The following is a 13,913-nucleotide window of genomic DNA, read 5'->3' as shown; positions in this document are numbered from 1 at the left end:
CGTTGTTGCTGAAATAGATGAATGTCCAGCAAGTTAAACAGTGCCTTTAATCGGGGAAAGCCTTTTGTGCAGGTATCGGGTAAGGGATACGGCGATGGCGCATGCGTCGCCAGACGCGTACGAAAGCTCGCACAACGAGTTCTACTTCGGCTCGGCTGAGGCTGCTTTTATTCAGTTGACCATCCCGTTGCCGCTCCTCAATAATCCTCTTCACAGTGGAGTGTGCCTTGCTATCAGAGGTGTTCGGTGGTAGGGATCGAAGGCATGCTTCACAGCCGTCGGCCAGCATTAAGATTCCGGTCTCTCGGGAACGAGGTATCGGTCCGCGGTAGCGGAAGTTCTTTTCGGGAACGGAGGGGTCCAGTTCTCTTGCACGATGAAGGAAATACCCCATCTTCAAGGTGCCTTGATGCTCAGGGATGAAGTCCGCTACTCGGCGCGGTAGGCGGTAGCGACGGGCAAGTTTTAATCCCTCATCCACATGGGCTTGAAGGACCTCTGCGCTGGCGATGGGATTGTTCAGTTGATCGTGAGGGTTTTTTTCTCCTTCGACCTGATTCTCGATAAACCACTGAGGAGCGTGGAGCTTGCCAACATCGTGGTACAAGGCACCGGTTCGGATCAGGTCGACATCGGCACCGATTGCTCTGGCCCCTTCCTCTGCAAGTCCGCAGATCATTAATGTGTGCTCGAAAGTCCCTGGAGCTTCTGAGGAGAGGCGGCGCAGAAGGGGACGCTCTTGATCGGCTAGTTCCATCAAGCGGGCTCTGGTGAGCAGGCCAAAAGAGGTCTCCAAAATTGGGATCAGTAGGATCGCTAGCATCAGCAAGATCCCCATTAGCAGTGCTTCTGAGAGAAGTTCGTTGCCATTGGGTGCAAATCGACCCCAGGCCCCGCTGCCGCCGGCACTAAGGAGCAGCCACTCAGCCAGTAGGGCTCCTAAGGGCAACAAAAATGCCATTTGCAGCAGCTGTGCTCTGCTCCGAAGACGACGGCTATAGATAGCTGCCACTGCAGCGATTGCACAGGCAATGATCATTCGGCCTTCTCCAAGGCCGTTGACTGGCATAGGCCATAGCAGGCTCTCTACCGCCATCCAAGCCAAGCCACAGGTTGTACCAAGACCTTGGGCGAGCAGGAGTGTCGGCGGAACGATTACTGCTAGGGGGCTCACAGTAGGAACGAACCAGAGTTTGCTGGCCTGAGTGACCAATAGCAATCCCACTGCCAGTAGCCCATGACGTGCTTCTAGGCAGGGACGTTCCCGTCGCATGATCAGCAGCATCACGCCACAGCCGGCAAGGGCTGTACTGAATCGGCTGAGCAAAGGACCCCATTCTGGGCCTCGACTGACAAGACCGAAGTGATTTAAAACGGCATAGGCCCTTGGGCTGATGGGTTCTCCTTTGCTCGTGATCAGATCGCCGCGGCGGACTTCAATGATTGGAATGTCTTGTTTGGTGATCAGCTCTTCAATGAGGCGTTGGCTGAGGGCTGGATCTGTGCGCAGATTGCTACTGCCTTGATAGGTGCTGGCGAGCAGCTTGCTGCTAAGACTTCTGGCAGGGCCGTTCTGCTCCCCTAGGTCGGCTAATTGAATTGCGGCCGCCTCTTGTAGCTGCTCAAGGGCGAGATTGTTCAGTCCTTGACTGAGCATGCGTTCTGAGGCACGGCGGATGGCCATATCCCAGCGTTTTCGTTCTTGTTGGGAGCGCGCTTGGAGCCAGATTTGTTCTTCGGCGTTGAGATTGACAGGCCCTATCCGTCCTGCATCACTGTTGCGAGCAACACGTTCCAGCTCAGCGAGATTGCGCTCTAGCCGTTTTTTGAGTCGGGTTGTTTCTTGTTGATCGATCACTTGCACAAAGGTGCTCTGTACGAGCTGAGATCGCCTTTGCTCTTGAGCTTCACTGTCAACGACGCGAGCATCCCTGGGAGCTCGCGCCTCAAATGGAGCTGGAAGTCCTGGGTTCAAATTCGGTTGAAACAACCAGGGCCAGCTAGAGATAATTGCTACAGCAAAGCAACTCATCAGTAGAGCAGCCTTGTGGGGCATCGACCAGCGGAGCAGCGGACGCTGCGGCGACTCGCTGCGTAACCAGCTCTGCCAGAGCCTGTTTAAGGTTGGAAGACGGACCACAGAAGCTGGCACTTGTCCTAAACGCTAGCTCTCTTCTGCGTGCATGCTTGGGGAAGCATCGGATCGGTGAATGGCCCTTAGGCTTGATGGCAAACAACTGGCCGCAGAATTGGAGCAGCGTCTCCAAGCTGAAATTGCGGCTGGCTTGGTGCAAGCCGGAAGGCCGCCAGGGTTAGCTGTGTTGCGTATTGGGGACGACCCCGCCAGTGGGGTGTATGTGGCCAACAAGCAGAAAGCTTGTGGGCGTATTGGCGTGGCCAGCCATCTAACCCATTTGCCGGAAACGGTTTCAGTTTCAAAGGTTTTGGCCACGATCCAGGCCTTAAACATCGATGAGCGAGTGGACGGCATTCTTTTGCAATTGCCTCTACCCAAGGGCCTTGATGAAGGGCCTTTGCTGGCTGCCATTGATCCCGAGAAGGATGCCGATGGTCTGCATACCCTCAACCTTGGCCGATTGTTGAAAGGTGAACCTGGGCCTCGTAGTTGTACCCCTGCCGGTGTGATGGCCTTGTTGGCACGCCATCAGATTTCTCTGGAGCGGAAAAGGGCTGTTGTGATTGGGCGCAGCATCCTGGTAGGCCAACCAATGGCATTGATGCTTCAGGCGGCCAATGCCACTGTGAGCGTGGCCCATTCTCATACCGGTGATCTGGCCTCGTTAACTCAGCAGGCCGATGTGTTGGTGGTGGCGGCAGGGCGAGCGCGGATGATTGGCGCAGAGCATGTCAAACCCGGAGCAGTGGTTGTCGATGTTGGCATTCATCGCCTTCCCCTAGATCCTGAACTAGGGACGCAAGCCAAGGCCAGGTTGTGTGGAGATGTACGAACGCAAGAAGTTGAACCTTTAGCAAGTGCATTGACCCCTGTCCCTGGTGGTGTAGGTCCGATGACCGTGACCATGCTCTTGGTGAATACCGTGGCTAGATGGCAGCAGCATTGCGGTTTGCCCTTCGGCCTGAGAGATTTGCTGGTTTGAGACTGGTTGGCCTGAGAGAATCCCATGAACGAGACAAGGTTCATGGCGGCGGCGGTCAGCACCTTCTTCGACTTCCCTGCTTATTTGGCTGCGGCCAAAGCCAGCGTTGAAGAGGCATTGGATGATTCGCTTGGCCCTGAGCGCCCTGAGCAACTCAGGGAGGCCATGCGCTACTCCCTTTTGGCGGGTGGTAAGCGTTTACGCCCCATCCTTTGCCTAGCAGCTTGCGAACTTGCTGGAGGTGAACCGGCAGAGGCTCTGCCGACAGCAGTGGCTTTGGAAATGATTCACACGATGTCGCTGATTCATGACGATCTCCCCGCCATGGATAACGACGATTTACGCCGCGGTCGTCCCACCAATCACAAGGTTTATGGCGATGCTGTTGCCATTCTCGCGGGTGATGCGCTGCTTACACGTTCTTTCGAGATGGTTGCCTTGCGCAGTCCGGGAGTACCCCCAGAGCGGCTGTTGAAGGTTGTTGGCGAGCTTTCTCTCGTTGCTGGTGCTCCTGGTTTGGTGGGGGGGCAGGTTGTGGATCTGGAGTGTGAGGGCAAAGAGGTGGATCTGGAGACTTTGGAGTTCATTCATCTCCATAAGACCGGGGCCTTGTTGAGTGCTTGTGTGATCTGCGGAGCATTGATTGGTGGAGCAGAAGACGATTTGATTGATGCACTACGCATCTATGCGAGAGGGATTGGTTTGGCGTTTCAGATCATTGATGACATCCTTGATGTGACAGCGAGCAGTGATGTTCTTGGCAAAACTGCTGGCAAGGATCTGCTTGCTGATAAGACCACCTATCCCAAATTGTTGGGTTTAGACGAATCCCGCCGGCGAGCAGAACTCCTTGTGAGCGAAGCCAAGGCAGCACTAGAGCCTTGGCAAGCTTCTGCTGCACCTTTGCTGGCACTAGCCGATTACATCACCAGCCGCGATCGATGATTGTCAGCGATTCTTCCCCATCAGCGTGGCTTGGACTTTTAGATAATGCTGTCTTGGCTTGGGGGCTTGCCGCGTGTGGTTTAGCTCAGCTTTCCAAGCTGATTGTGGAGTTAATTTTTTATCGTCGCTGGCGACCTGCAGTGCTTCTTGAAACGGGTGGCATGCCTTCGAGCCATTCGGCCCTTGTAACTGGTACAGCAGCAGGTGTGGGATGGGAGATGGGTTTTGATCACTCAGGATTTGCTCTTGCAGCCACTGTGGCTTTTGTGGTCATGTATGACGCCAGTGGGATTAGACGTGCTGCGGGATTTACCGCAGCACGGGTGAATCTTTTGCCTGTGGAGACCTGGCCCACTCCACCAGAAAAACAGCTCAAAGAAAGCCTTGGTCACACTCGTTTTGAAGTGTTAGTGGGCAGTTTGATCGGCCCTGCAGTGGCTTTACCGGGATTGGTTTTTGTTGGTTCTCCACTCCATCTCAGCCAGTTATTGGGTATGACATTGGGGTGACGCAGTCTTCTTTAGATCCTGCGACTGTTGAGCTCACCGCAGATCAGCAGCAGGCTGCCGAAGCGTTCAGTTCTTGGTTGGATGATGCGAATCATGGCAATCCCTTTGTTCTGAGTGGTTTCGCCGGCAGTGGGAAGACGTTCCTTTCGATGCGATTGTTGCGTCAGGTGGAGGACGCTGGACTGTGTTGGACAGTTGTTGCGCCAACTCATAAGGCTGTTGGTGTGCTTCGTCAGGCTCTAGATCTTGAAGGCCTCAGGCCCACCTGGTATCCCTCCACGATTCATCGGCTGCTTCGCCTGAAATTGAAGCGGCAGGGTGATCTTGAGCTGTGTGAGTCAACAGAGCAAACGGCCCAGTCTCTAGAGCAATTGGGCCTGGTTCTGATCGATGAATCTTCGATGATCGACAGCACCCTGCTGGGTCTTGCTCTGCAGTGTGCCCACCCCTTTCGGACACGTCTCGTTTTTGTAGGTGATCCTGCTCAACTGCCTCCTATCGGTGAGGCCCAAAGCCCTGTGTTCTCGATGCATAGAGCCTGTACAGCAACATTGCAGCAGGTGGTGCGTCATCAGGGCCCTGTGTTGCGATTGGCGAGTCGTCTTCGCGATGGCAGCTTGCCCTGTCAGTCCCCGCCATGCTTTCCCTTGATTGAGGATGAGCTGGGCCGGGTTGGATGCATGGATCAAAACAACTGGCTGAAGCGAGCTCAGGCTGCCTTGCAATCCGCGGCCATTCAGGATAACCCTGATGCAGCAAGGATTCTTTGCTACACGAATCGCAGCTTGGAGCAATTGGTTCCCCATGCAAGGCGGGCGATTCATGGTGATATGGCCGATCAGTTGCCGGTACTCCCCGGAGAGGTCTTGATTGCACGCAAAGCAGTCATGGCACCGGCTTCTCGTAGTGGTGCCGAGACTGGCGAGGAACCCGACATGGTGCTCGGATCAAACCGAGAGGTGGTTGTCCGTGACGTCACTCCGGAACGCTGTGATCTTGCAGAGTTTGGTTTAGAAGGCCAAAGCGATTGGTCTGTACCGGTGGTTGACACCCTGACGGCCAAAGTTCGAGCAGGTGAGCTGGATTTGGAGTTGCGTTTGCAGCCGCCAGTTGGTTCTGAGGGCAGACGTTTGCTCGATACCACGTTGCAAAGGCTCAGGGTTGAGGCAAAAGCGGCGGGCAAAAGTGATGGTCGCTCTTTATGGCGGCGTTTTTTTCTGCTTCGAGATGCCTTCGCATCATTGGGCCCTGCGGCGGTTCTTACCGTCCATCGCAGCCAGGGGAGCAGCTTCGGGGAAGTGTTTGTTGCTGGTGATGTTTTCTGGCCTCAAGATCTCAGCTTGAGACGACAACTGGTTTATGTGGCTGTTAGTCGTGCCCGTACAGGTGTGTGGCTTGTGGGGAAAACAGGAGCCGCCGCACAAAGTCGCTGGCTGGATCAACTCAGATCACAATCGTCAGACCGCTGATTCCTTGCCAACCAAGGTAGGCACCTAGAGCAAAACTCACCCCACCAACGATTAAGTCACCTTTGGCAAATAAAAGTTGTTTCCCAGATTGCAGCAAGGGAATCACGCGTTCTCTGCCAATGATCACGGCGACCAGTGGGATCAGTAGCAGCAGGCTCGAGCCAAATGTGAAAAATACCAAGCCAACGATTTCTTGCCAGCTGGGGAGGCTTGCGGCTAGTACCACGGCTGAAGTCTTGGCAAACAGGAAGAGGTCATCTGGGCTGATGAGTTCTGTTAGCGCACCAACGGCGATCAAAAGCGGCAGCGGCAAATTGATAAATCGTTCGATCGTATGGGTCCAGGCTGGTTGTTCTTCTCCTGCAGCAAACGAACGCAAGAGCTCCTTTAATCCCAACGAGATCAAAGCTCCTCCGCCAAGAAGGTCGAGAGCTGTTCGATGATGAGAGCCTTGGGTCATGTCCAACACCAAGCTGTGGCCCACAGTCAGCAATAGGATGACGGTGACCAGAGTGGTTACGATCCAGCCAGTAACGAACCAACTTCCCCGCTGAATTGGTTTAGGCCCTAGCAGTAGGAGAAGTAGGACACCTAAATGGATCGGCGAGAGAGCTAAGCCGGTGCCAAAGGCCAATAGTTCGGCCCATAGGGTGGTGTCAGCCATTGAGGCGATCAGGTGAGCTTGTCAATATTCGCTCATGATCAATGGTCAATCTTGGCGCAAGAACCTTTCGTTGTTCGATTTAGAACGTGCCAGTGCAGAGGGCATTCCAGCGTGTGATCACGCGCTGCTCTCTTTCGAAACCAAGAATGCAAATGCTGCCGGTATCTAGTCTGAACAGTCGGCCTGCTGCGGCACCGAGACCTAGCCAGGTGCCAGTCAGGGCTCGCAAGATATGTCCATGGGCGAAGAGAACGATGTCACCGTTGTTTGAGATGCCGAGGGCATGTTCAATAATTCGTTCACAACGCTCTTGCACGGCAGTAGCGTGCTCGCCACCAGGACAACCTTGGTCCCAAATGGTCCACGCAGGAACGGTTTGACGGATCTCTGCTGTGGTGATGCCTTCATAGTTTCCGTAGTTCCATTCGATCAGCTCCGGCATGATTTCAGCAGGTATTTCAAGCTCAGCCAGCGCACAGGTGCGTATGGCTCGTTGCAGGGGAGATGACAACACAGCGGCAAATGTCACGCCTTTGAGCACAGGAGCAAGAGCCTTCGCCTCTTCTTCCCCCTGGGGTAGCAAGGGGAGGTCGGTGCTGCCGGTATGACGGCCTTGGAGTGCCCATTCGGTAGCCCCATGGCGGATGATCCAAAGTTGACGAGATGTCATGCAGGACGGTTGCTGCTGGCTGAATTTTGACGAGCATCTTCAAATGATGTCTTCCTGGGTTTGTGCTGTTCAGAAATCACTTGTTGCTGGGATTGATTGCGGCTCGAGTGCGGCTCGCCATCGACGGGAGATCATTGAGCAGCTCGCCCAGTGGAGGTGCACCCAGCTGGCATGCAATGTCTGATGGCTCCATCCTTCTTTGTGTTGCGGCACCCGCCACCCTTGAACTTGCCATAGAGAGCTTGGCTTGTTGATCATGTGTGGTCGATCAAGAGGTTTTTTTAAGCCATCGTTAGGGCCCATGGGGTGGAGTTCCCAGCGGTGGAATTCATGGCCGATCAGTCGATCACCTTTGCGTACAACAAGACTGTCTTCAGTGCCATCAAGGCTGCGATAACCCACTTGAAGAGAGCCTTTTTTGGCATGAAAAGGAAGTAGGCCTGTCATTGGATGGGCTTGTCCTTCCAGATCAGTGAGGGTCTGTCCAAGCAGCAGCATCCCGCCACATTCGGCATAAATCGGGCGCCGTCCATACCAGGCTCGTAGGTCTGCCATGCTGCGATCACATTGACTAAGACTCGCCGCATATTGTTCGGGGAAGCCGCCTGGAAGGATCACACCTTTCGCTTGTGCAGGTAGGGGTTCATCCTCCAGTGGTTTCCAGGGCAGGACTGGCATCCCAAGAGCTTCAAGGCAATCTTTGGTTTCTGGATAGCGAAAGTGAAAGGCATCGTCTTGAGCGACTGCTACAGGCCGTAGGGGTTGTGGTGATTGGATGCTCTTTTCTCCAAGCAGGGCATCAATTGGATCTATTGCCGGTGTAGGCGCGCGGAGCAACGTTTTGAAGCTCGTTAGATCGAGATGAGTTTCTGCGAGGGCGCTCCAGGCTTGTAGTCGAGCTTCCAATCGCTCAAGCTCATGGGCTGGGGCAAGGCCGAGATGTCTGCTGGGAAGAATGAGTTCAGGATCTCGGGGCAAGCAACCGAGCACTTTGACCTCAATGCTGTTGAGGACTTCTTTCAGTAATTCTTTGTGGCGATTGCTATTGACCCGGTTCAACACCACCCCGGCCAGAGTCAGTTGTGGATCGTGGTCTCGGAAGCCTTTAACAAGGGCCGCTAGGGAGCCTGCTTGGCCGCTTGCATCCACGACAAGCACGACTGGTAGTTGCAGGTGACGAGCTACGGCAGCAGTACTGCCTTGCTGCGATGTGCCGACACCATCGAATAGGCCCATGACGCCTTCCACCAGCGCAAGGTCGGCAGCTGCACCAAAGCCATGAAAGCTGTTTTGCACCCAGTCGGGGCCACAGAGCAGTAGGTCAAGGTTTCGACAGGGTCTACCGGAAGCAACTGTTAGTTGTTGCGGGTCGAGATAGTCGGGCCCCACCTTGAATGGTTGGAGGCTTAGATCACGGCTGCGTGCCCAGGCTGTGAGGGTGAGGCTTAGTAAGGTTTTTCCAGTGCCACTGGCTGGGGCAGCAATCACACAGGCCATGACGGGTGGCGGCTGAAAAAGGGCTTCGCCAAAGGGGGGTCTTAGCTAAGCAGCTTGGCAGCAAGGGGGGCTGCAGCGGCAAGCAGGGGGGTGGTGCTGTTATGGCCACCAGCGAGGAGTCTGGCTACATCCATCTCTACAGAGGCGACCTGCATGGGGACGACTTCTTCAATCAGCTCCATGCTGGCCATGCCACCTGCTTCGAGTCTCATGCAGCCGCCAGATTCGGCACAGAGAATCACGCAAACGGCATGTTCGAGTTGTGCATCTGGCTTGCAGATCAACCTGACCCCCACGATCTGGCCAGGATGAATGCTCGGTTGCCCCATGGGTACAGGCATAAGGCGAAACTGAACAGTGGTGCCATCGGTTCGGCGGAATTCGGCAGCAATGCCTTCCCCTTTTATTGTCTGGGTGGCTTGTAATTGCCATCCCAGTCGATCGGCGATCCAGGCGGCTAACAACAGCCCCTGGACGGGGTGATGACCCTCAACGTCGATTTCGAGCTGATCAACATGACTAAGGGCATTGCGGCGGTGTGGTGGGTCAAACACCATTGCGAGGTGTTCTCGCCAAGTGCGCAGCCTTAACCAATTCAGATCATTCACCGCTCGGCCTGCTTCCACATGGGCATTGAGCAGCTCAATGCAGCGATGGGGATCTCCTAGTGCTGTATCGATCACCAGGCGCCGTGGGGTCACAGCCAGCCGCTCGAGCAATTCGGGGGCTTCGTCCAGGCTGCCGTTCCACCAGACCCAGGAGGGCAGTTCTGCAGGTAGTAGAGGTTGAAGGATTCCCAGCCCATCTGTTAGGGCGTGATGGTCACCGCGAAGCACCACCACATCTCCGCAGGCGCTGTTTCCTCCTCCTTCTTCTGGTAATGGGCAATAAGCAGCCACGAGTGTCTCGAGGTCATGCCCCTTCTCGAGGGTTGGTGCCAGTGTGATCAGGCGTCGGGGTTCTAAGGCACTGATGGCAGCATCAATGTGTTGCCCACGTAAATCCTCGCCATGTTGATTGCCTTTGCGATTGGCAAGGACTGCTGCAACACTTGAATCCAGAGGAGGTGTGCTGTGGGGTAGATCGCCTTCGGTAACGGCTTGGCGGGCAGCTTGGATGAGCTCTTGGCTCTGCGATCCAATGATCGGGCCATCAATCTGGCCGGTTCTAACCAGCTGCTGTTCGACCCAGGCCGGCTGCCAAACCAGCAGGGAGAATGTTTTGGCGCCTGTGTTGCCAGGTTGATCGTTTAACCAGAGCTGCTCGAGATAGCTAGGGACCTCACTAGGAGGGAGTTGCAGAGGGCTCTGAAGCGTGAGCTGGGGGGACATGGATAGAGCTGAGTAATCAAGATGAGATGAGCCAGGCGGAATCAGGGTCGGCGCCAGAGCAATCCGTCATTGGCAAGCAGGGTATCGGCAGCAGCGGGCCCCCAGGTACGTGATTCATAGGGATGAATGGGCAATTGCCATGGGCTGTCTTCAATCAGTTCCAGGAGAGGGGTGTAAAGGCGCCACGCTGCTTCAACCTCATCACTGCGGGTGAATAAAGTTGGGTCACTGAGCATGGCATCGGCTAAAAGTCGGACGTATCCCTCATCGGATGGCTCACCGAAGGATTCGTCATAGGAGAATTCCATCTCTACTGGTCGGCTGCGCATGCCTGAACCAGGTGACTTCACCTCAAAGCGCCACTCGGCTCCTTCATCCGGTTGGATTCGCAGGATGAGTTGGTTCGCTGTAGGGCTGCCCCCAGCGGCATCGAAAAGATGCACGGGTGCTTCTCGAAAGGTGAGAACCACTTCACTAAGACGCTTTGCCAGTCGTTTGCCAGTGCGAACGTAAAAGGGCACTCCCTGCCAGCGCCAGTTGTCGATGAAAAGTTTCATCGCTACATAGGTCTCGGTGGTGCTGCTGGGATCGACACCCGGCTCCTGTCGGTAGCCTGCTATCGGAGCTTCCTTGGTGCCGCCAGGTGCGTACTGGCCACGGATGCAGCAGTTCCAAGGTTCCAACTCATCCGCTAGGCGAGCCGCTAGCAAAACCTTGGCTTTTTCATTGCGGATTGCCTCAGGGTCAAAGCGCCCTGGCGGTTCCATCGTGGTGATGGCCAGCATCTGGGTGAGATGGTTTTGCACCATGTCGCGCAGGGCCCCTGACGATTCGTAGTAGTTGGCTCGTTCTTCAACCCCTACGGTTTCAGCGGCTGTGATTTGAACGCTGGAGATGTAATTCCGGTTCCAGATTGGTTCAAAGATGGTATTTGCGAATCGCAGCACAAGGATGTTCTGGACTGTTTCTTTGCCGAGGTAGTGGTCGATGCGGAAGATTTGATTCTCTTGGCCACAGCTTTGGACGATTTGATTTAAAGACTGAGCACTGGCGTAATCACGCCCGAATGGTTTTTCGATAACCACTCGACTGCGTTTGGGATCACTTAGAAGACCGGCATTAGCAAGAGCTTTGCAGCCACTGCCGTAGAACTTTGGTGACACCGAAAGATAGAAGGTGCGATTGCTGCGGGTGGCGCGGAGTCGATCAATCTCTTCCAGCCGATGGCTGAGTTTGATGAGGTCTTCTGGCTTCTGTAGATCGACAGGTTCGTAAAAAAGACCAGCGGCGAATTGATCCCAAGCAAGATGGTTTTCGTTGATAGTCTCGCCGAGGGCTTCAGCCATTTTTTGGCGAAATATTTCGTTGCTCCAAGGACGTCGCGCGCAGCCAAGTAGGGCGAATTCACTCGGTAGCCGCCGTTGTTTGTATAGCTCGAAAAGGGCTGGAACCAATTTTCGGTGGGTCAGGTCGCCACTTGCACCAAAGATGACTAGGCACTGCGGAGCGATAACCCGCTCTTGACGTAGTCCAACCCGTAAAGGGTTGGTGATCGTGGTGCTCATGGAACACAGACCTCTTCTGACGGGTAACCAAGGATCTGTGAATTCAAAGTGCTCCAGACCATCCCGGCATGGTTTGTCGTCGTATGCCCAAAAAAATTTGAGGAAGCATAAAAAGACCCGCCCATTTGGGCGGGTCTTTTTATCAGGTTAAAAAACCTGGAGAGTGCAGGATTAATAGGTTTCCACGTGCCAGCGATGAGCTTTCTTCAGCTGGGGTCGTAACTCTGACCAATCGATCCCCTTAGCAGTTGCTGCTGCGGTCATGGCTTCGTCGATGCCAGGCTCCATGCCCTTGAGGCCGCACATATAAACATGGGTTTTGGGGTTCTCAATCATTTTGAAGATCTGATCGGCATACTCCATAACCCTGTCTTGGATATACATCCTGCCGCCTTTAGGATTCTGCTGTTCACGGCTGATGGCCTTGGTATAGATGAAGTTGTCGGGAAACTCTCTGAGATAACGCTCAAAGTCTTCGTCATAAAGCAGGTTGGCCGTGTAGGGAGCTCCCATGAAGAGCCATGCTTTGCCACGGAATTTCCAGCCATTCTTGGAGCGCTCTGTGGGCTCGAACATGCGGCGAAGATAGGCCCGCATTGGAGCGATGCCGGTTCCGGTGGCCAACATGATCACGTTGGCCTCTTCATCATCTGGTAGAAGCATTTCTTTGCCTACCGGTCCGGTGATCTTCGTTTTGGCTCCAGGCTTGATGTCGCAGAGATAGGTGGAGCAGACACCGTCGATCGTTTTGCCATCTAGCTCGTATTGGAGCTGACGAACACATAAAGAGACTGTTTTGCCCTCTAGGTTGTCGCCATGGCGGGTGCTGGCAATGGAATACAAGCGGAGCTTATGGGGCTTGCCGTTGGCGTCTGTACCAGCAGGAATGATGCCAATGCTCTGGCCTTCTACATAACTGAGATGGGGATCACTCCCGGCAAGGTCGAAAGTGATGTGATTGACCCTGCCAACAGCACCTTCTTTGACCAGGCTGTAGTTCTCTAGAACAGTCCCTTCAAAGGGAGCCTTCGGCTTGTAAAGGTTAATGGGTATCGCTGTTTGAGCTGGTGGGCTTTTGGTATCAGGCTTTTCGGTTGAGGTGGTTGTCGATGATGATTTTCTTTGAGCTGCTTGGCGGTAAGAAAAGCTAAAAGGAGCTAACTCTCCGTCTTGGCCTCGGTAAAAGAGTGCTTTGACAATGTAGAAAGCGCCAATAACAAGAGGGATATGGGCGATTCCACCGAGAACTACTTCAGTTTGGTTGAAAGCCATCAAGAGCAAGAGCGTGACGGCGAGAATACCTTAGAAGGTGTGATGGTATGCATACTCATCCGCGTTTTCGGGTTACGTTTAGCGATTGGCACAGCTCAGTCTCTGGGCATTGGCTCAACGGTCATTGAATTCTTTCGGTATTCTTAGGCGTCTTGAGCACAGCCTCTTCTTGTGGTACCTATCCAGGATCTTCAACCACGTTCGGGTTCCGTGCTCATAGCCTCACCAGAGTCGGTCTCTGTGAAGCGACAGGCCATCGAGCAGACGATGGAACGCTTGCCTCATGGGGCGCGACGACTTGCGGTCCAGCTGAGGACGCCGATCAAAGAGTCTTTGCTATGGGACGTTCTGACCGATTACGACAAACTTAGTGAATTCATCCCAAACCTTGCCAGCAGCACAGTGTTGGAACGCACTGGCAATCGAGTGTGGCTGAACCAGGTGGGTTCTCAACAGTTGCTGGGGCTGAGGTTTTCAGCTCAGGTTCAGTTGGAGTTGGTGGAATATCGAGCTGAGGGCAAGTTGCAGTTCCATTTGCTTAAAGGGGACTTCAGACGTTTTGAGGGAAGTTGGATCATGCGTGAGCTGGCTGAGGGAACGTCAACTTCCCTTCTCTACGAGCTCACTGTTCAGGGCTGCATTGGTATGCCAGTTGCCTTGATTGAACAGCGATTGAGAGATGATCTCACTGCAAATCTACTTGCAGTGGAGATGGAGGGCTTGCGTCGCCAGTCCTTGGTTTGAACACCTCAAAATATGCAGATCATCTTGAGCAGCGTTTGTTTAAATTGTTCGAGCTAAGGGTCTACGAAAAAGGTCATAGCTTTTGCGAATAGAAGCCCACCTTTAGCAACCTCAATCCTTTATCAACT

Annotated in this window: 12 protein-coding genes; 5 read left to right on the top strand and 7 right to left on the bottom strand. The window is 54.2% G+C overall.

Going from position 1 to position 13,913, the window contains the following annotated elements:
* Positions 1-46: 46 nt before the first annotated feature.
* A complete protein-coding gene (locus AKG35_RS05965) occupies positions 47-2,140 on the bottom strand; it encodes an HDIG domain-containing metalloprotein (protein WP_041385083.1) in 2,094 nt (697 codons plus the stop codon).
* A 70-nt stretch (positions 2,141-2,210) separates the two neighbouring features.
* On the opposite strand from AKG35_RS05965, the gene folD reads away from it, so the two are divergent.
* From folD to AKG35_RS05945, 4 genes are read left to right on the top strand one after another with little or no spacing between them, the layout of a single operon-like run.
* Positions 2,211-3,119, top strand: coding sequence for a bifunctional methylenetetrahydrofolate dehydrogenase/methenyltetrahydrofolate cyclohydrolase FolD (folD, locus tag AKG35_RS05960; protein ID WP_011130482.1), 909 nt, complete (start codon positions 2,211-2,213; stop codon positions 3,117-3,119).
* Positions 3,120-3,161: 42 nt separating this feature from the next.
* Positions 3,162-4,064 carry a geranylgeranyl diphosphate synthase CrtE gene (crtE, locus tag AKG35_RS05955; RefSeq protein WP_197524608.1) on the top strand — a complete coding sequence of 301 codons (903 nt, stop codon included), beginning with the start codon at positions 3,162-3,164 and terminating at the stop codon, positions 4,062-4,064.
* Positions 4,061-4,573 carry a divergent PAP2 family protein gene (locus AKG35_RS05950; RefSeq protein ID WP_011130480.1) on the top strand — a complete coding sequence of 171 codons (513 nt, stop codon included), beginning with the start codon at positions 4,061-4,063 and terminating at the stop codon, positions 4,571-4,573. Before crtE ends, AKG35_RS05950 begins: the two co-directional genes overlap by 4 nt.
* Positions 4,570-6,042 carry an ATP-dependent DNA helicase gene (locus AKG35_RS05945; protein WP_011130479.1) on the top strand — a complete coding sequence of 491 codons (1,473 nt, stop codon included), beginning with the start codon at positions 4,570-4,572 and terminating at the stop codon, positions 6,040-6,042. The genes AKG35_RS05950 and AKG35_RS05945 overlap by 4 nt, the downstream gene beginning before the upstream one ends.
* Here AKG35_RS05945 and AKG35_RS05940 read toward each other — a convergent pair.
* The 6 genes from AKG35_RS05940 to AKG35_RS05915 form a co-directional block, all read right to left on the bottom strand.
* Positions 6,017-6,706 (bottom strand): GAP family protein, encoded by a 690-nt coding sequence (locus tag AKG35_RS05940; RefSeq protein ID WP_011130478.1) that lies wholly within the window; start codon positions 6,704-6,706, stop codon positions 6,017-6,019. The two genes, AKG35_RS05945 and AKG35_RS05940, sit on opposite strands and share 26 nt — an antisense overlap.
* A 79-nt stretch (positions 6,707-6,785) precedes the next feature.
* Positions 6,786-7,376: a histidine phosphatase family protein gene (locus AKG35_RS05935; protein WP_011130477.1), complete on the bottom strand. Its 591-nt coding sequence runs from the start codon at positions 7,374-7,376 to the stop codon at positions 6,786-6,788.
* 69 nt (positions 7,377-7,445) lie between these two features.
* Positions 7,446-8,873, bottom strand: a complete 1,428-nt coding sequence (locus tag AKG35_RS05930) for a cobyrinate a,c-diamide synthase (protein ID WP_011130476.1) — start codon at positions 8,871-8,873, stop codon at positions 7,446-7,448.
* A 41-nt stretch (positions 8,874-8,914) separates the two neighbouring features.
* Positions 8,915-10,204 carry a glucose-6-phosphate dehydrogenase assembly protein OpcA gene (locus AKG35_RS05925; RefSeq protein WP_011130475.1) on the bottom strand — a complete coding sequence of 430 codons (1,290 nt, stop codon included), beginning with the start codon at positions 10,202-10,204 and terminating at the stop codon, positions 8,915-8,917.
* Between the two features lie 41 nt (positions 10,205-10,245).
* Complete coding sequence (gene zwf / locus AKG35_RS05920) at positions 10,246-11,769, bottom strand: glucose-6-phosphate dehydrogenase (RefSeq protein ID WP_011130474.1); 1,524 nt, start codon at positions 11,767-11,769, stop codon at positions 10,246-10,248.
* A 171-nt stretch (positions 11,770-11,940) separates the two neighbouring features.
* Positions 11,941-13,041, bottom strand: coding sequence for an FAD-binding oxidoreductase (locus tag AKG35_RS05915; protein WP_011130473.1), 1,101 nt, complete (start codon positions 13,039-13,041; stop codon positions 11,941-11,943).
* Positions 13,042-13,212: 171 nt separating this feature from the next.
* On the opposite strand from AKG35_RS05915, the gene AKG35_RS05910 reads away from it, so the two are divergent.
* Positions 13,213-13,785 carry an SRPBCC family protein gene (locus tag AKG35_RS05910; protein WP_011130472.1) on the top strand — a complete coding sequence of 191 codons (573 nt, stop codon included), beginning with the start codon at positions 13,213-13,215 and terminating at the stop codon, positions 13,783-13,785.
* Positions 13,786-13,913 lie beyond the last annotated feature (128 nt).

Origin of the sequence: Prochlorococcus marinus str. MIT 9313, assembly GCF_000011485.1 — a bacterium.
GTDB lineage: Bacteria > Cyanobacteriota > Cyanobacteriia > PCC-6307 > Cyanobiaceae > Prochlorococcus > Prochlorococcus marinus_D.
This window is presented reverse-complemented; position numbering and strand designations above follow the sequence as displayed.